This window comes from Actinocorallia aurantiaca, from assembly GCF_039533685.1.
Taxonomy (GTDB): Bacteria; Actinomycetota; Actinomycetes; order Streptosporangiales; family Streptosporangiaceae; genus Actinocorallia; species Actinocorallia aurantiaca.
On record NZ_BAAATZ010000037.1, the window covers coordinates 202,764 to 219,834 of the forward strand.

The following is a 17,071-nucleotide window of genomic DNA, read 5'->3' on the forward strand; positions in this document are numbered from 1 at the left end:
TCTCCTACTTGACGGCACCTTGAAGGATGCCCTTCACGAAGTGGCGCTGGAAGAACAGATAAAGAATGACCACGGGGACGATGACGATGACCGTCCCGGCGCTGAGCAGTGGAATGTTGCGGCCGTAGGCCTGGATGAACTTGCCGAGGCCCGACGGCGCGGTGCGCATAGAGGGGTCCTGGATGAGGATCAGCGCGAGCAGGAACTGGTTCCATGCCCACATGAAGTAGAGCAGCCCGAGGGTGGTCAGCGCGGGCCGCGCGGTCGGCAGGAGGATTTTGCGGAGGATCTGGCCGCTGGAGGCTCCGTCCATCGCGGCGGCTTCGGTGAGCTCCGGGGGCAGCGACTCGAAGTGGTTGCGCATCCAGAACACCCCGAAGGGCATGAACGCTCCGATGAGCGGGAGGATCACCGCCCAGTAGGTGTTGAGCAGGCCGACCGTCTTCAGGTCGTAGTACAGCGGGATGACGATGGCCTCGTACGGCAGTGCGAGCCCGAGCATGAGCAGCGCGAAGATCGGGCCTTTGGCGGCCAGCCGCATGGTCGACAGCCCGTATCCGGCCAGAGTGGCCAGGATGAGGGCGATGGGCACGACCCCGCAGGCGATGATCAGGCTGGAGCGCATCAGCTCGGCGAAGCCGCCGGTGGTCCAGGCGTCGGCGTAGTTGTGCCACTGGGGGTCCGACGGCCAGCCGAGTCCGGGTGACAGTTCGTCCTGCGGCCGGAGTGAGGCCGCCACGATCGCGTAGAAGGGGACGAGGACCGAGGCCGCCGCGACGAGCAGCGACAGGCGCGTCAGGTGGCGGGTCATGGCTTCTCCCGGGTGAGCCGGTTGAGGCCGTACATGACGGCGCAGGTCAGCACGGACAGGACGGTCGCCAGCGCGCACGCGGTTCCCACCTGGCCGGCGGTGAAGGTCAGCCGGTAGATCGCGACGCCGGGGACCATGGTCGATTCGCCGGGGCCGCCGGCGGTCATCACGTAGACGACGTCGAAGCTCGCCAGCGCCGCGATGACGGTCACCGTCGCGGCCACGGCGATCTCCCGTCGCAGTCCGGGCACGGTGACGTACCAGAACTCGCGGACCCGTCCGCAGCCCTCCACCCGGGCCGCCTCGTACAGCGCCGGGTCGATCTTGCCGATGCCCGACAGCAACAGCAGGAAGCAGAGCCCGGTGCTGACCCAGGTGCCGACGATCCCGACGGCCGGATAAGCCCAGGTGAAGTCGCCCAGCCAGGCCCGGCTCCAGTCGCCGAGCCCGACCGCCGTCAGGATGTCGTTGAAGGGGCCGTCGTCGCTGAAGAACAGCTTCCACACGCCGCCGACCGCGACCAGCGGCAGGATCTGCGGCAGGAACAGCACGGTGCGGATGAACGGCATCGCCTTCCACGGGATCGCCGCGACGAGCGCCGCCAGGACCAGCCCGAAGCAGATCGGGATGACGGAATAGAAGACGATGAACCCGAAGGCGTGCCCGATCGAGGAGCGCAGCGCCGGGTCGGTGAACACCGTCCGGTAGTTGTCCAGGCCCGCCCAGGTGGCCGTGCCGATGCCGTTCCAGTTCCAGAACGAGATCCAGAGGCTGTGCAGCCAGGGAGCGATCACGAACGCGACGTAGAACAGCAGGGCGGGCAGCGTGTAGAACAGCGGCACCAGGCGGGCGGTCCGGCGCCGGGGCTTGCGGGCCCGCCCCGTCGGCTGAGCGACGGGGCGGGCGGGGCGGATGGCCGTATCAGCCATGCGTCTTGGTCCAGTCGTCCTGGACGGCCTTGATGAAGCCGGCCGGGTCCTGCTTGCCGCCGATCAGCTTCTGCGTCTCGGCGACCAGGGTGTCGTTCATGGTCGCGGTGGCGTTGTTGTTGAAGCCGATGAGACCGTCGTCTGCGTTGACCTTGTTCCAGGCCGCGACGAGGTCGGCCGACAGCGTGCCGGGCTCGGCGGTCACGGTGGAGGCGTCGGAGGGCATGAAGCCCTGGGCGAAGGATGCCTTGGCCGCCTCCGGGGTGCGCAGGAAGTCCAGGAACGCGGCGGCGGCCTGCTGGTTCTCGGAGCGCGCGGAGATCGCGTAGGCGACGGAGGTGCCGATCGCGGTGGCCTTCGCGCCGGGGAAGGGCATGAAGCCGGCGTCGGCCTTCAGCCCGTCGCCGATTTTCTTGGAATCCCAGGAGCCGTCGACGAAGAACACGCCGTCGCCGTTGACGAACTTGTCGACCGCGCCCTGCAGGTCGATGCCGTTGGCGTCCTTGGAGTAGTAGCCCTTCGTGCCCCAGTCCAGGAGGGCCTGGGCTCCCTTCTGGTTGCCCGCGGTGTCGAAGGAGGATCCCTTCTCCCCGAACGCCCACTTGGCGTAGGAGGCCGGGCCGTCGGTGGACTGGCCGATCAACTGGATGGGGAAGGCGGCATGCCCTTCCTTGTTGCCCAGCTGCAGCGGGGTCTCGCCGGCCTCCTTGGCCTTGGCGAGGCTCGCCTCCAGCTCCTCGAACGTGGTGGGAGCCTCCACTCCCAGCTTCGCCAGCTTGGCCTTGTTGTAGTAGAGGCCGACCTGGGAGAACGACGCCGGCGCGGCGTACAGGTCGCCGCTGCCCAGCGTGGTGCCGTCGGCGGCCACCCGCCACTGGTTGAGCTGCCCCGTCGGGTAGGCCGATTCCCAGCCGTAGGCCTCGGCGTAGGGCTGGAGGTTCAGGACCAGGCCGTCCTTGACCGAGGTGCCCACGACGTTGAGCAGGGCGATGTCCGGCGAGGTGTCGGAGGCCAGCGCCAGGTTGAGCGACTTGTTGTAGTCCTCGTAGGAGGTGTCGACGTACTTGACCTTGACATTGGGGTACTTGGCCTCGAACGCCGGGATGATCTCCTTCATCGCCGCACCTGACTCAGGGGTGGCGATCAGGTCGAGCTCGACGTTCCCCTCCGGGACCCCGGTCTGCACAGTGCCGCCGGGCTTGGTCGCGGGCTTGTCCTGCGACGAGCCGGGCGCGCAGGCGCTCAGGGCCAGCGCCGCGACAGCCGCCCCGGCCGTCAGCTTCGCGATCTTCATATGGGGGGCTCCCGTTCTCAGGTTTCGAAAGAAACTTGCTTTCGGTATGGTGAGCGCAACATCAGCGGTTCGTCAAGAGGTGACGCATGACGATAGGCGACGCCCTGCCGGGCGGAGACCAGAGTTCTCTGCGGCACCTGAACACCCGCCGCGTGCTGCGGCTTCTGTATGAGGGCCCGTCCCTGACCATCAGCGGCGTGGCCCGCGTGACGGGCCTGTCACGCCCCACCGTGCAGGGAATCCTCACTTCCCTGGTCGATGCGCGGCTACTCGCCCTGGACGGACACGACACCGTCCCGACCGGCGGCAGGCCCGCCCAGCGGTACCGGTTCGCCGGGGAGGCCGGCCAGCTGGCGGGCCTGGACATCGGGGCGCACGCGATCTCGGCGCGGGTCACCGATCTGGCCGGACGGCAGATGGCGGCGGCCCGGACGGCCATCGACCCCGGCCTGACCGCCCGCCAGCGCATCGACGCCGTCGTGGAGCTGCTGGCCCGGATCCGGCCGCAGGGCTCGCCCGCGCTGTGGGCTGCCGGCGCCGGCAGCCCCGGCATCATCGATGACGGCGTGGTCCGGCTCAGCGTCGCGATCCCCGGCTGGACCGGCATCCGCCTGGCCGAGGAGCTGGGCGAACGGCTCGGCTGCCCGGTCACGGCCATGAAGGACGCCAACCTGGCGGTCCTGGCCGAGCACCGGGTCGGCTCCGCCCAGGGAGTCGCCCATGTGCTCTACGTCCACGCCGGGCACCGCCTGGGGGTGGGCGTCCTGGTGGACGGCAGGCCCTTCACCGGCGGCAGCGGAGCGGCCGGCGAGATAGGGCGCCACCCCGGCCTGGGCTGGTCGACCGCGCCGGACAAGCTACTGTCCGACGCCGGGGTCGGGCCGGGCGCGAACTCCATCGAATGGGTCTTCTCCCAGGCCCGCAAAGGCGACCGGGACGCGATCACGGCCGTCGGAGCCTATGCCCGCGCGCTGGCCCAAGGCGTCGGCGCGATGGCGCTGGCCGTCGATCCGCAGCTCATCGTGGTCGGCGGCGGCATCGCCCGGGCGGGCGCCGCCGTCCTCGAACCGATGCGCTCCCACCTCGCGGACGTCCTCTACGAGGTGCCCGAACTGGCGATCTCCGCGCTCGGCGACGAAGCCGTGGCCATCGGGGCGATCGAGGCCGCACGTGACCGCGTCCGCGCCGAACTGTTCACCTCGGACGAATCACCCTCTTGACACGAGGTCGGGCATCACGGATATTTCGAACGAAATTTTCTTTCGCTCGATCCCCACGAGGAATGCCATGGCGCACAGCCTGCGAAGGGCCCTCTCAGCCCTCGCCGCACCGCTCCTTGCCGTCACGCTCGCAACGATCCCCGCCGCCCCCGCCCACGCCGACGACACTCCTCCCAGCCCCCTCGACAAGCCCGGCTACACCCTCGACTTCAGCGAGGAGTTCGACGGCACCACCCTGGACACCGACCGGTGGCTGCCGTACTACCTGCCGCACTGGACCTCCGAGCGGGAGAAGGCCAAGGCCCGCTACACCATCGCCGACGGCGTCCTCACCGAACGCATCGACGCCGACACCCCGGCGTGGAACTCTCGGTACGACACCACGGTCAAGATCTCCTCCATTCAGACCTACAACAAGGACTGGTGGCACCGGTTCAACGGCTCGATGCCCAACGACCACCACGAGCCGGACTTCAACGGCTACACCACCAAGTACGGCTACTTCGAGATCCGGGCCAAGAACTCCAACGTCGGCGGCGGCGGCCACCAGGCCCTGTGGCTGGTCGGCACCGATGACACCACCAGCGCCTCGGCCAACCCCGAGATCGACATGGTGGAGACCTTCTTCAACAAGCCGAACAACTGGCGCATCGCCGCATACGGCTGGGGCAACCCCGACTTCCTGTCCAATTGGTACCTGTCCGACGCGGCTGTCCCGAGCGGCTCCCCGACCACCGAGTACCACACCTACGGCATGGAGTGGACGCCGACCGAGCTGAAGTTCTACTACGACGGGCAGCTGTACCGGACCATCCCCGACGCGCCCAACATGCCCATGGGAATGATCATGGGCATCTACACCGACGCCGGCTCCGGCCAGCACAACGACGTCTGGCCCAAGACCTGGAGCGTCGACTACGTCCGCGTCTGGAAGAAGAACGGCGGCTACCCCGAGTCCTACTACCGGCTCAAGAACCGCGAGACCGGCCAGTACGTCGACGACGACGGCAGCGGCACCGCCAAGTACGGCGCCCTGCCCGCCACCGACCTGTCGACCCAGTGGGCCGTCGAGAACGCCGAGGGCGGCCACGTCCGCTTCAAGAACCGCGAGACCGGCGCTTACCTGCACATGGAGAACCAGACCGGCAACGTCCAGACCGGCACGGTCCCGGGCACCTACTGGTCTGCCCAATGGACCCGAGAAACCGTCGACGACCGCATCCGCCTGAAGAACCGGTGGAAGGGCACCTACGCCCACACCGAGAGCCGGACCGGCTCAGTCCAGTACGGCAACGCCCCTCCCGGCTGGTGGACCAGCCAGTGGACCCTCGAACCGGTCGGCTGACCGGCCCCGGCACGACGCGGTCCGGGCGAGGCATCGGCCCGGACCGCCGACCCTCGCCTGGATCATTCACACTGGAAAATCCATCATTAATCAACATTTTAAAACATGGCAGGGCGGAGTAAGCTCCGATTGTTCTGCTTAACATCCTGGTTCTATGCACGTCGAAGCCTGAGAAGGCCATGTTCGATGATGTTGGAGTGAGTTGGTTTGGGACACGACAGCGCGGGGTTGCTGGCGGACGAACGAGAGATCGCCTACTGGGACGACGTGCCCGGCCGTACGAGAGGCGGCCGTGACGTCCGGAAGCTGCCGAAGTTCGCGCCGGGAGGGGAGACGCGGCGGGACCCGTTGACGGGGCAGGTCGTGGTGATCGCGGCCGGTCGGCAGAGGCGGACGTTGAGCTCGGCGGGCGGTGACTGCCCGCTGTGCCCGAGCCGGCCCGGGGCACCGAGCGAGGTACCGGCCGCGGAGTACGACGTGGCGGTGTTCGAGAATCGATTCCCGGCGCTCGGCGGGCCGGTCGGCGGGCGGTGCGAGATGGTGGTGTTCTCCAGCGAGCACGACCGGTCGGTACCAGAGCTGCCCGACGTGCGGATGGAGACGATCGGACGGGCCTGGGCCGATAGGACGGCGGCGTTGTCCGGGCTGCCGGGGGTCGAGCAGGTCTTCGTGTTCGAGAACCGAGGGGAGCGGGTGGGGGCGACGCTCGTCCATCCGCACGGGCAGATCTACGCCTACCCCTACCTGCCGCCCGTCCAGACGGCGGTGCTCGCCTCGGCTCGTGCGCACTTGGAGCGGCACGGCGAATGCCTGCTGTGCTCGGTAACCGCGGTCGAGGCGGCCGGACCACGTGTCGTGGCCTCATCGGGGAACTTCGTCGCCTACGTGCCGGAGGCCGCACGCTGGCCGTTCGAAGTCCATATCGCCCCGCTGTCGTGCGTTCCCGACCTGCCGTCGCTGCCGGACGAGGAGCGGCGCGAGCTGATGCTGCTGTACCGCGACGTCCTCGCCCGCTTCGAGGCGCTGTTCCCCGGCGGCCCGACTCCGTACATGGCCTGCTGGCACCAGGCGCCGGTCCGGCACCGCGACGTCCTGAACCACCTGTACGTGCAGGTCTTCACCACCCGCCGGGCCGCCGACAAGTGGAAGTACCCGGCCTCCAGCGAGTCGGGCGCGGGCGCGTTCCTCAACGACGTCCTGCCCGAGCACGCCGCCGCCAGGCTGCGCGAGGCCTACGGAAAGAGAGAGCGATGAAGGTCCTGGTCACCGGTGGCGCCGGATATATCGGCAGCGTGGTCGCCTCCCAACTGCTCGACGCGGACCACGACGTCGTCGTCCTGGACGACCTGTCAACGGGTCACGCCGACGCCGTCGACGGGCGTGCCGCGTTCGTCAAGGGGACGCTACGCGAGCAGGCCCGCCCGGTCCTGGCCTCGGGCGGGTTCGACGCCGTGCTGCACTTCGCCGCCAAGTCGCTGGTGGGAGAGTCGGTCGAGCGGCCCGACGTCTACTGGGACGGCAACCTCGGAGAGACCCTCGCGCTGCTGGACGCCATGCGCGCCACCGGCGTCAAGAAGATCGTCTTCTCCTCGACGGCAGCGGTCTACGGCGAGCCCGAGACCGTCCCGATCACCGAGGACGCCCCCGCACGGCCCGGCAACCCCTACGGCGCCACCAAGCTGGCGATCGACGTGGCGCTGACGGAGTTCGCCCGGCTGAACGGGTTCGGAGCGGTTTCGCTGCGGTACTTCAACGTCGCCGGAGCACACGGCGCGCTCGCCGAACGGCACGCCGTGGAGACCCATCTGATCCCCAACGTGCTGCGCGCGGCCGTCACCGACGAGCCGGTGTCCGTCTTCGGTTCCGACTATTCGACGGCCGACGGCACGTGCGTGCGCGACTACATCCACGTCACAGATCTGGGACGGGCCCATCTTCTGGCCTTGGCGGTGTGCGAGCCCGGCGCCCACATGATCTACAACCTCGGCAACGGTGCGGGCTACTCGGTGCAGGAGGTCATCGAGGTCTGCCGGCAGGTGACCGGCCGCCCGATCGCAGCGATGGACGCGCCGCGCCGGCCGGGCGACCCCGACGTGCTCATCGCCTCGTCCGAGGCGATTCGCGCGGACCTCGGCTGGGAGCCCGTGCTCGGCCTCACCACCATGGTCGAGGACGCCTGGCGGGAGTTTCCGCGGTGAGCGGCCGCTGGCACGCGCCCGGGCGCGTCAACCTCATCGGCGAGCACACCGACTACAACGACGGGTTCGTGCTGCCCTTCGCGCTGTCCCAAGGCGTCACAGTCGAGGCGGACCGGCGCGACGACGACGTCCTGGAGCTGCGTTCGGAGGGGGAGTCGGCCTCGGTCGTGCTGACCGGGCTGCGGCCCGGACACGTCACCGGATGGGCGGCCTACCCGGCGGGCGTCGCGGCCTGCCTGCGCGAGGCCGGGTACCCGGTCGGCGGCGCGACCCTGCGCTTCTCCTCGGATCTGCCGCGCGGGGCGGGCCTGTCCTCCAGCGCGGCGCTGGAGTGCGCGACGGCCGTGGCGCTGACCGGCCTGTACGGGATCGACGTCGCCCGGCCGGAACTCGCGGTGATCGCCCAGCGTGCCGAGCACGAGTACGCGGGTGTCCCATGCGGAATCATGGACCAGTCGGCGTCGCTCCTGTGCAGGACCGGGCACGCCCTGCTGCTGGACTGCCGCACCGGTGAGTCCTCGGCCCTGCCGCTGGACCTCGACGGCCATCTCGTACTCGTCGTCGACACCCGCGCCGAGCACTCCCTGGCCGACGCCGCCTACGCCGAACGGCGCACCGCCTGCCACAAGGCGGCCGAACTCCTGGGCGTATCCGCGCTCCGGGACCTCGCCGTCGCCGACCTCGACGCGGCGCCGGCCCGGCTCGACGACCCGACGTTGCGCCGCAGGACACGACACGTCGTCACCGAGAACGCCCGCGTGGCACGGACCGTCCGCCTGCTGGAAGACGGCGACCTCCGTCAGGTCGGCATGCTCCTCACCGCCTCGCACACCTCACTGCGCGAGGACTTCGAGGTCTCCTGGCCAGAGGCCGACGTCGCGGTGGCCGCCGCTCTGTCCGCAGGAGCCCTCGGCGCCCGGATGGTCGGCGGCGGATTCGGCGGCTCGATTCTCGCGCTGGTGCCCGAGGAAGCGGCGGAGGCCGTCGTCGCGGCCGTCGAGACGGCGTTCGCCGTCCGCTCCTGGACCGCGCCCTCGTTCCTGGAGGCGACGGCCGGGCCGGGCGCCCGCGCGCTGTAGCTCAGACGACGATCAGCTCGCCGACGCGCTCGGCGAGCTGATCGCGGGCGGTCGCGCCCAGACCCCGGTCGGTGACCAGAACGTCGGCGTCACCGAGCTCGGCGATGGTGCTGATTCCGACGACACCCCACTTGGTGTGGTCGGCCAGCACGATCCGGCGTCGGGCGGCCGCGACCAGCGCCCTGTCCGTCTCGGCCTCCAGCAGGTTGGGGGTGGTGAAACCGGCGTGAGTGCTCATCCCGTGCACGCCGAGCAGCAGCAGGTCGACGTTGAGGGTGCGCAGGGCCGCCACCGCGACCGGCCCGACGAGCGCGTCCGAGGGCGTGCGAACGCCCCCGGTCAACACCACGGTCTGATCGTCGCGCCCTTCGCGATGGAAGACCTCGGCGACCGGCAGCGAGTTGGTGACGACGGTCAAGCGGGGCACGCCGACCAGCCGCAGAGCGAGCGTCCAGGTGCTCGTCCCCGCTGAGATCGCGACCGTGGCACCTGGCGGCACCAGTTCGACGGCACGCGCCGCGATCGCCTCCTTCTCCACGCGCTGCACGACCGACTTGGCGGCGAACCCAGGCTCCTCAGCGGCTCGCGGCCCCACAGCCGTCGCCCCGCCGTGCACCTTGACCAGCACGCCCTGCTCGGCGAGCACCTCCAGATCACGCCGGATCGTCATGTCCGAGACCCCGAACCGCTCAACGAGATCCGCGACCCGCACAGAGCCCCGCCCCCGCACCAGATCCACGATCTCCTGCTGCCGCTGCGTCGCGAGCACCCGACCTCCGACCTCCTTTTTCCCACACGATCGCACATGGTACGAACAAGCAGGGAACATCACGCGCTTGGCAGCCACCTCGCCTGGGCCTGGTCGACGGAACCGCCAGCGACTGAGGTATACCTATTACTAAACTTCGTACATGGTGGAGAGCGAGCGGGAGATCTACGTCGTCGATGAGGTGCGCGAGTGGATCGAGGGCCTGGACGATGCCGCACACGCTCGAGTGGTCCAGGCGATCGATGCTCTGGCCGAGGGCGGCCCCGGTCTGGGACGGTCTCTGGTGGACACCATCACCAACTCGACGATCAGGAATCTCAAGGAGTTGCGGCCGGGCACCGTACGGATCCTGTTCGCGTTCGATCCAGGGAGGTCCAGCATTCTGCTGGTGGCCGGCGACAAGGCCGGTCGGTGGAACGAATGGTACGACGAGGCGATTCCGCCGGCCGAAAAGCGGTACGGGATCCATCTGCAGTCCCGGGCGGAAGAGGAGGGAGACGGGCGATGAGCGGTTATTCGCGGTGGAGTGACATCCGGGCCGAGCACGTCGAGCGGGCGGGCGGTGAATCCGCTGTGGCCGAGGGCAAAAAGGAGCTCCTCGCCGAGGTCCTCGGGCATCGGCTCGCGGAGATCCGGCGGACCCGTGGCCTCACCCAGGAGCAGGTCGCCGAACGGATGGGCGTGACCAAGGGACGGGTCTCCCAGATCGAACAAGGCAAGATCTCCGGGCAGGAAGTACTCGCACGCTACGCCACCGCCCTCGGCGGACGCCTTCACCAGGCCATCTACTTCGACAACGGAGACATCACCGCAATCGCCTGAGCACAACCCGATACAGCGGGGAGCACTCCCCGCCGGTGGTCCGAGGAAAGCTCGTCCCCAGCGGCAGCACCCCGCAAGCCGAACAGCTCTGCATCGGCCACGCCCAGAAAGGAAGGAGTGACCATGCCCAAGCACAGTCCGCAGGATTGGGAAATCCTGGAGCGAGAGCTGCACGACACTGGAGTCTCCCCTACCGAGGTCGAAGCCGGAGCACGTCAGCTACTCGCCGAGGCGGCGGACATCGACTCTCCGAGGCACGCAAGCATGCCGGACCCACCCAGAAGGATCTCGCCGCCGCCATGGGCGTGAGCGTCGCCGTACGAGCGAACGCATGCCCCATCCGGTGCACATCACCGACGCCCGTTCGCTCCACGTCAGCTCCAACGGCTGATCAGCAACCGTCAGAACCCGGCACCGCCCGGCCACCCGGCCCCAGCGAACAGCGGCCAGGACGGGACAGAACAGCACAGCCGGTCACCGTCCAGCATCCATGGATCACGCGTCGAGCGGGCTCTTAATCAGCGGGTCCGGGGTTCGAGTCCCTGGCGGCGCACAGTAGTAAGGCCAGCGCGTTCATGATTCCGATCATGGACGCGCTGGTGTCGTTCATGGGTGGGGCCGTCTCCCGTGTCGGCTCGTTGTCAGCCCGTCGCCCGTCCGGCACAGAGGCCCCTCGCTCCGCTCGGGACTGTGCTCATCGGGGGCCGCGCCCCCAACCCCGGTAAAGAGCTCCGCCCCAGCGCCCTCACCGGGAAATACGAAGCCCTTCCTTACCTGGCGTAAGAGGCGGAGGTCTATGTTGACCGGCGTGGAAGAGAACTCGGCAACTCTGGGAACACCGTCACGGTCAATGCGCCCGCCAGGAAGATGTGAAAACCCTGTCGGCATGCGCGGACCGGCGCGCCGGCATCTGGCGGGAGCGGTTCTCAGTACGGCCGCACTGACACTGTGCCTCGCCGCGTGCGCTGCCGAAGGCCCCGCCAACAACGAGGTCGCAGCGGATGCTTTCGAGATCTACCCGGATCCACCGATCAGCACGCCTGGCATGAACGAGGGCATGCGGACCCTGCTGCTGGAATCGGTACAACGCGGAAGCAAGACCCTTTCTCCGATCCAGGTGAAGGCAAGAAGGAAACTCGGCCTGACAGCCACCTGCCTGGGCGAAGGGACGTTCACGTTCAGCCTGGTAGCCCACGCAGACGACCCCAACTATCTGAGCCACGGCCACTTGGGCCTCGATTTCGACTGTGACCGCGACAGGGCTGCTCCCAACGGCTACGAGGGTCCCGTCCACGCCGATGCCGCTTACACCCCGCAGGTCTCCGTCCAAGGCGACGTCGAGTGGTTTCTGCGCATCGAACAGCAGGCGGGAAGCTGAGCTCCGGACTGCCGTAGACCCGACGGCCAAGGCCGGCTCTTCGACGATCCACGGTCTCCGACCTCCTCGCTCGGTAAGTCGAGCTCCCCGTTCCCGAGCTTGGGGCGTTCGCCGCCGCCCAGGTCGGTGACGCCGATGCAGCGCACCTGCCCGACGGAGCCTCGACACCGAACCAGCCTTCCGGCTCGCCCGCGACGCCCGCCGGAAAGGCTGGTGGCACACCTACGGCGACGCGGTCCCCGCCTGGATGATCCCGATGCCCCCGCATGGCACTGCCCGCCTGACCGTCCAGGTCCTGCCCTTCTCGGCCGGAATGCATCCCGCCGTGGACGGAACCTTCATGGTCCTCGGATTTCCCGGATCACTCGACCTGGACGTGGCCTATCTGGAGTCCCAGAACGGTGCCCTCTACCTAGAGAAAAAGCCGCAAGTCGCTCGATACAATCAGGTCTTCGACCACTTGCGAGCCAAATCCCTCAACCCCGACAACTCACGCGCCCTGATCCAACGGAGAATTCAGGAAATCACATGAGCCGGACCCTCGACTCCTCCGACCTGCAGTGGCGCAAGAGCAGCCACAGCAACAACGGGGGTGAGTGCGTCGAAACCGCTGTCCAAGGCCACACCCACCTCGCACGCGACTCAAAGCACCCAGACGGGTCGGTCCTCACCTTCACCCGCCCCGAGTGGCAGGCCTTTCTCCAGCATGTGAAGACAGGAACCCACCAGGAACTGTTTCATAAATGACGGAAGTGACACGCCCTTGGCCGATGCTCCCATCCGGCCATGCAGGCGTTGTGTTCTTCGATGTCGATGGCACCCTCGTGCCCAAGACCAGTTCATCCCTCTTTCTGGCAAGTTTCCTCGGACATCACGAGGAGTTGGCCGAAGCCGAGGATGCATATGCCGCCGGTGCCGTGGACAACCGTCAGGTCTCGGAGCTGGACGCCGCAGGATGGGCCGGGGCCTCTGAGGAACAGATCCGTAGCCGGCTTGACGGGCTTCCTCTGGTCATGGGCATCGCGGAGACTGTGGCCTGGTGCCGCCGACATGCGTTGGCGCCCGTGCTGACGACCCTGGCATGGTCCCCAGTCGGCAGCCATCTGGCCGGCCGTTTCGGCTTCCATGCCTTCTGCGGGCCGCAGTTGGAGACGATGAACGGCCAGTTCACCGGGCGAGTCGCCCGCCACTTCGACGAGTACGACAAACGGGACTTCGCGCTCATGCAGGCGGCCGCCCTCGGGGTGGAACCCCTCGCATGCGGAGCGATCGGCGACAGCCGATCCGACCTGCCCCTGTTCGCGTCCGTCGGGCTGAGCGTGGCGTTCAACGCCTCCGCGGAGGCCCGGAAGGCTGCAACCATCGCCGTGGATGGCGACGACCTGCGCGACGTCCTACCCGTCTTGGCAAGTTTGGTTCCCGCCGACGTTCAGGCGCACCGGTAGACACGACCTTGGGCCTCCCGTTCGGCGTACAGCTTCACCGACCAGACCAATGTCCAGGCGTACTTCGACCAGTCGGACCCCTACCCCGACGTCCGGGTGGCGGACTACGACTGGGGCAACACCAACTGGCTGGGCGCGACCTACTACTGGGTCAACACCGTGATGCAGGACTGGACGGTGCGGCACCATGTCGCCTGGCACGAACTCGGGCACACGCTCGGCCTGCGGCACAACTACTACGTCGGCGCGGACGGGACCGTCTCGTGCATGCACACCTCTCTCGACGCCCGGCTCCTGCGCTCCGGTGAGATCGGCGAACTGAACGCCCACTACCCATGACGAGGCGACACGTGAATCCCACGAGCACGAACAGGGTCATCGCCGCCGCGGCGACGGCGTCCCTCCTCCTCTGCGGTGTCGCGGCCTGCGGGGACGAGAGGGGCGCGCCGCCTCCCGTCGCGCCGGCGGCGGGCCCTTCAGCCGGCGGGGACCTGGATGCTCCGCGCCCTTCCGACGCGGCCTTCTTCCGGCGGTTCCACCTCATGGCCAGCTGGCTCCCCGAGCCGGAGGGCCTGGCCGAGGGCGTCCGGGAGTCGACGCTCGTCCTCACCGCCCGCGTCACCGGCGTCCGGGAGACCCGCGTCCTGGGAACCGGCGACGACACCCACGGGTTCGTCGGCGTCACCCTCGAACCCGTCGAGATACTCCACGGCTCGAAGGCCCAGGGGCTCGACGAGATCACCGTCGAATTCGACAACCCCGATCCCTCCGGTACTCCCGCCCTCCTGGCCGACCTCCGCCCCTCCCTCCCCGAGGGCCAGGCCCTGTGGTTCCTGCTCTGGAAGGGCACGCTTCCCCCCACGGCGAAGAAGGACGTCCGCGTCAACCCCGACGAGAAGGCCTACTACCGGCTGATCCACCCCTTCGGCGGCCTCGCGATCCAGGGCCCCTCGGGCATCGTCACCCCCCTGGCCGACACCGACCACGCCCCTCCCCCCGGCCGGGCGTCTCTGGCCCACGACGTCCAGGGAGCCGGCAAGCTCTCCAGCCTGGCCAAAACCGTCAAAGCCCAGTAAGAGCGTGTCCCATACGGCCGTCGCCATGGGTGTGAGCGTCTCGCGCCTTCCGGCCGCACGGGCAAGGCATCGAGCCGCTCCGGTGACGCGTCGCACGACCTTGGAGGCGGCCGCGGTGTTCTCGGCCGTCAGACCACCGGGCGGGCGTGCTTGAACTTCGCCGGGACCCGGGCTTCCCAGCCGGAGTCCTGGAACGCGTCGTAGTCCATGAGCCGGCCCGGGGGGCCCAGCTCGGATTCGGTGATCACCGAGGTGGTGGACAGCACCTTGCCGGTCGCGGGATCGACGATCAGCAACCGGTCGAACCGGTCGCCGTCGGGCACCATCCGGCCATTCTCGATCTTGTACTGGGTGGCCTGTCCGGGCAGGGCGACCGCCACGCCCTTGCGGCCCAGCGGATCGGTGACCTCTCCGCGGGCCTCCACCGTGGGGATCAAGGCCAGCATCTCGTAGGCCGCCGCACGTAGCTCCGGTGAACTGGGCGCCTGCGAGATCAGGGTGACTCCGAGCTGGAACAGCTCATTGGTCTCCAGGTGCGCCTTCTCTGCGGGGCGCGCCCGGTTCTCCGGTGCGGCCGCCGCGCTGAGCCTGTTCAGTCGGCTGGTGATCCACTTGTAGAGCCGTTCGCCGTCGGTCGGCAGGGCGGCCAGCAGCTTCGGTGTGATCTCCTCTCCGGCGATCTGGCCCAGCCCGGAACGTCCGGGATAGAACTGCACCCTTTCCTTGCCTCCGGCCATTCTGAGCACCTGCGGCGAGTGCTTGATCACGTAGTCGTCCCCGACCTCGTCCGGCAGCTTGAACCTCCAGACCTTCGGCGACCCGTCCCTGCGCCATGCCTCCTGGTCGAGCGGCCGGTAGCCGAGATCGGTGGCCACGAAGTACTCGCGCATCCCGTCTTTCGTGCTCCGCCAGAACTCGGTCTGCTGCCGGTGCTCGACCAGGTAGTCCTTGCCGGGGATGACCCGATGCCCCCCCTGCATCACCCGGGTGCGCCAGTACGTGCCGGTCGTGAGCGGTTCCTTCCGGCTCGACGAGGCCGCGGCCAGCAGGATCCCCTGGGCGTCGAGCGCGACCGGCCGGCTGGTCGCGGTGGTCCGGGGAGTGGTCCGCTCCGAGCCGTCGTCCCCGGCGGAGACCAGCAGGGCCGCGGCTGCGGAGGCCGCGACCAGCCCGGCGCCCAGCCCCGGCCAGAGGTGAGGACGGCGGCGGCGGGCGGCGAATCCGGTGCGGATCCTGCGTTCGAGCGCGGGGGGCGCGGCGGGCGGCGGCCCGTAGAAGTCGGAGATGGTCTCGAGGTCATCCATGGTGGTCCTCCATCGGGTTGGCGCCGCCCAGTGAGTCCTTGACCTTGGCCCGGGCCCGGCTGAGGCGGGAGCCGACGGTGCCGTAGGAGATGCCGAGCGCCTGGGCGATCTCCTCGTGGGTGAGTCCGGCCAGCGCGACCAGCAGGAGCACGTCGCGCTCACCCCGGTTGAGCGCGGCCAGCGCGCGGGCCAGGCCGGGACGCAGCCCCTCTGCGCTGACCCGTCGGGCGACCCGGTCCTCAGGGCCCTCCTGGTCGGGATCGAGACCGCGGCGTCCGAGCGCGCGCAGCGCCCGCAACTCGGCTCTGCGGTGCCGGCCGACGAGGTTCGTCGTGATCCCGTAAAGCCAGGCGCGGACGCTGCCCCTGACGGGATCGTAGGAGCCGCGTTTGCGGTAAGCGGTCAGGAAGGTCTCGGCCACCACGTCCTCGGCGGCGTCCGCGCCGAGCCTTCGGGCCACATAGCCGTGGATCTCCGCGAAGTGGGCGCTGAACACCTCCTCGAACGGCTCGACCTGCGTGGCGAGCCGTGGTGGCCCTAGGCCCAACGTCATCGGGATCCCTTCGCTGGGGGGTGGTTCCACCTCTTCTCACCCGAACCGCCCTCCAGCTTTCCCGAGCCGTCACCGGCCGGGACGATGGCCTCGGCCAGGCCTGGTCAGGGATGCCGATAAGCACCGAGCAGCGCGCTGATCTCCTTGGCGAGGGTTTCGGCGAGGGGCCGCTCGCAGCGGTCGGCGGCGGCCCAGGATCTGATGCCGTCCGCCACGAGGATCTGGGCGATGCGGGCGGCGCGCACGATGTCGATGTCCGGCGGGAGCCTGCCGTCGCGTCGGGCCTGTTCGAAGGGCTCGAGGAAGAGGAAGGCCAGGTCGGCTTCGGTGGCGCCTTCGGCCAGGGCGCGGCGTTCGATGCGGTAGGTCTCGATGACGGCTTCGAAGATCAACTCGGGCGGGTAGCGGCGCATGCCGTGCTCGAGGACCCCGATGACGGCTTCGATCAGGTCGACGAGTTCATAGGGGCGGGACGCGAGGGCCCGGGCGGCGAGGTGGGCGTCGCGCATGGTGAACACCTCGATCTCCATGAGCACGTCTTCCCTGCGGGCGAAGTACACGTAGAACAGCGCTTTGGAGACGCCGGCGGCCTTGCAGATGTCGGTGACGGTGGTCCCGGCGAAGCCCTTGGTGCGCCACAGGGCCAGCGCCGCCTGGACGATCGCGTCCCGGCTGGCGTGCGAACGCGCACGCACCGGGACAGCCCTTCCCTGACCGTGGTCAGGTTTCGATCCAGGGGAACTCGAAGCCATGGCCATGGATCCTAGTGCATCCAGATTATTGACTACCGTCAGAAAAACGTGCCATGCTCCGGACACGGTAAGCACGATTACGCACGAGGAGAATTT

Annotated in this window: 20 protein-coding genes; 13 read left to right on the top strand and 7 right to left on the bottom strand. The window is 68.7% G+C overall.

The genetic code is table 11. From position 1 onward, the window contains the following. Positions 1 to 4: 4 nt before the first annotated feature. The 3 genes from ABD327_RS35805 to ABD327_RS35815 are packed head-to-tail and all read right to left on the bottom strand — an operon-like array spanning position 5 to position 3,034. Positions 5 to 811, bottom strand: coding sequence for a carbohydrate ABC transporter permease (locus ABD327_RS35805; RefSeq protein WP_344457810.1), 807 nt, complete (start codon positions 809 to 811; stop codon positions 5 to 7). Beyond that, the gene (locus tag ABD327_RS35810; RefSeq protein WP_344457811.1) at positions 808 to 1,740 is read right to left on the bottom strand and encodes a carbohydrate ABC transporter permease; all 933 of its coding nucleotides are present in this window, start codon (positions 1,738 to 1,740) and stop codon (positions 808 to 810) included. Before ABD327_RS35810 ends, ABD327_RS35805 begins: the two co-directional genes overlap by 4 nt. Further along, positions 1,733 to 3,034, bottom strand: coding sequence for an ABC transporter substrate-binding protein (locus tag ABD327_RS35815; protein ID WP_344457812.1), 1,302 nt, complete (start codon positions 3,032 to 3,034; stop codon positions 1,733 to 1,735). The genes ABD327_RS35810 and ABD327_RS35815 overlap by 8 nt, the downstream gene beginning before the upstream one ends. Positions 3,035 to 3,120: 86 nt before the next feature. Here ABD327_RS35815 and ABD327_RS35820 point away from each other — a divergent pair, with 86 nt between their 5' ends. From ABD327_RS35820 to galK, 5 genes are all read left to right on the top strand, one after another. Beyond that, a complete protein-coding gene (locus ABD327_RS35820) occupies positions 3,121 to 4,254 on the top strand; it encodes an ROK family transcriptional regulator (RefSeq protein WP_344457813.1) in 1,134 nt (377 codons plus the stop codon). 67 nt (positions 4,255 to 4,321) lie between these two features. Further along, positions 4,322 to 5,599 (top strand): family 16 glycosylhydrolase, encoded by a 1,278-nt coding sequence (locus ABD327_RS35825; protein ID WP_344457814.1) that lies wholly within the window; start codon positions 4,322 to 4,324, stop codon positions 5,597 to 5,599. A gap of 207 nt (positions 5,600 to 5,806) precedes the next feature. Then, the gene (locus tag ABD327_RS35830) at positions 5,807 to 6,853 is read left to right on the top strand and encodes a galactose-1-phosphate uridylyltransferase (protein ID WP_344457815.1); all 1,047 of its coding nucleotides are present in this window, start codon (positions 5,807 to 5,809) and stop codon (positions 6,851 to 6,853) included. After that, positions 6,850 to 7,797, top strand: coding sequence for a UDP-glucose 4-epimerase GalE (galE, locus tag ABD327_RS35835; RefSeq protein ID WP_344457817.1), 948 nt, complete (start codon positions 6,850 to 6,852; stop codon positions 7,795 to 7,797). Before ABD327_RS35830 ends, galE begins: the two co-directional genes overlap by 4 nt. Next, a complete protein-coding gene (gene galK, locus ABD327_RS35840) occupies positions 7,794 to 8,876 on the top strand; it encodes a galactokinase (RefSeq protein WP_344457820.1) in 1,083 nt (360 codons plus the stop codon). The genes galE and galK overlap by 4 nt, the downstream gene beginning before the upstream one ends. 1 nt (position 8,877) lies before the next feature. Here galK and ABD327_RS35845 read toward each other — a convergent pair whose 3' ends face one another. Next, entirely contained in the window at positions 8,878 to 9,645 is a 768-nt protein-coding gene (locus tag ABD327_RS35845) for a DeoR/GlpR family DNA-binding transcription regulator (RefSeq protein ID WP_344457822.1), read from the bottom strand. 142 nt (positions 9,646 to 9,787) lie between these two features. Between ABD327_RS35845 and ABD327_RS35850 the strand changes: the two genes are divergently transcribed. From ABD327_RS35850 to ABD327_RS35885, 8 genes are all read left to right on the top strand, one after another. Beyond that, positions 9,788 to 10,153: a type II toxin-antitoxin system RelE/ParE family toxin gene (locus ABD327_RS35850; RefSeq protein ID WP_344457825.1), complete on the top strand. Its 366-nt coding sequence runs from the start codon at positions 9,788 to 9,790 to the stop codon at positions 10,151 to 10,153. After that, positions 10,150 to 10,467 (top strand): helix-turn-helix domain-containing protein, encoded by a 318-nt coding sequence (locus ABD327_RS35855; protein ID WP_344457827.1) that lies wholly within the window; start codon positions 10,150 to 10,152, stop codon positions 10,465 to 10,467. The genes ABD327_RS35850 and ABD327_RS35855 overlap by 4 nt, the downstream gene beginning before the upstream one ends. 886 nt (positions 10,468 to 11,353) lie before the next feature. Continuing rightward, positions 11,354 to 11,845 carry a hypothetical protein gene (locus tag ABD327_RS35860; RefSeq protein ID WP_344457830.1) on the top strand — a complete coding sequence of 164 codons (492 nt, stop codon included), beginning with the start codon at positions 11,354 to 11,356 and terminating at the stop codon, positions 11,843 to 11,845. Positions 11,846 to 12,092: 247 nt separating this feature from the next. After that, a complete protein-coding gene (locus ABD327_RS35865; protein ID WP_344457832.1) occupies positions 12,093 to 12,377 on the top strand; it encodes a Scr1 family TA system antitoxin-like transcriptional regulator in 285 nt (94 codons plus the stop codon). After that, positions 12,374 to 12,592: a DUF397 domain-containing protein gene (locus ABD327_RS35870; RefSeq protein ID WP_344457835.1), complete on the top strand. Its 219-nt coding sequence runs from the start codon at positions 12,374 to 12,376 to the stop codon at positions 12,590 to 12,592. The genes ABD327_RS35865 and ABD327_RS35870 overlap by 4 nt, the downstream gene beginning before the upstream one ends. After that, positions 12,589 to 13,290, top strand: a complete 702-nt coding sequence (locus ABD327_RS35875; protein ID WP_344457837.1) for an HAD family hydrolase — start codon at positions 12,589 to 12,591, stop codon at positions 13,288 to 13,290. Before ABD327_RS35870 ends, ABD327_RS35875 begins: the two co-directional genes overlap by 4 nt. Before the next feature lie 96 nt (positions 13,291 to 13,386). After that, positions 13,387 to 13,629, top strand: coding sequence for a M57 family metalloprotease (locus ABD327_RS35880; protein WP_344457839.1), 243 nt, complete (start codon positions 13,387 to 13,389; stop codon positions 13,627 to 13,629). Between the two features lie 11 nt (positions 13,630 to 13,640). Next, a complete protein-coding gene (locus ABD327_RS35885) occupies positions 13,641 to 14,366 on the top strand; it encodes a hypothetical protein (protein ID WP_344457841.1) in 726 nt (241 codons plus the stop codon). A 128-nt stretch (positions 14,367 to 14,494) separates the two neighbouring features. Here the strand turns inward: ABD327_RS35885 and ABD327_RS35890 are convergent, their stop codons facing one another. The 3 genes from ABD327_RS35890 to ABD327_RS35900 all read right to left on the bottom strand — a co-directional run bounded on the left by ABD327_RS35890 (position 14,495) and on the right by ABD327_RS35900 (position 16,918). After that, entirely contained in the window at positions 14,495 to 15,670 is a 1,176-nt protein-coding gene (locus ABD327_RS35890; protein ID WP_344457843.1) for a CU044_5270 family protein, read from the bottom strand. Further along, complete coding sequence (locus ABD327_RS35895) at positions 15,663 to 16,223, bottom strand: RNA polymerase sigma factor (protein WP_344457845.1); 561 nt, start codon at positions 16,221 to 16,223, stop codon at positions 15,663 to 15,665. The genes ABD327_RS35890 and ABD327_RS35895 overlap by 8 nt, the downstream gene beginning before the upstream one ends. A gap of 104 nt (positions 16,224 to 16,327) precedes the next feature. Further along, positions 16,328 to 16,918, bottom strand: coding sequence for a TetR/AcrR family transcriptional regulator (locus tag ABD327_RS35900; RefSeq protein WP_344457847.1), 591 nt, complete (start codon positions 16,916 to 16,918; stop codon positions 16,328 to 16,330). Positions 16,919 to 17,071 lie beyond the last annotated feature (153 nt).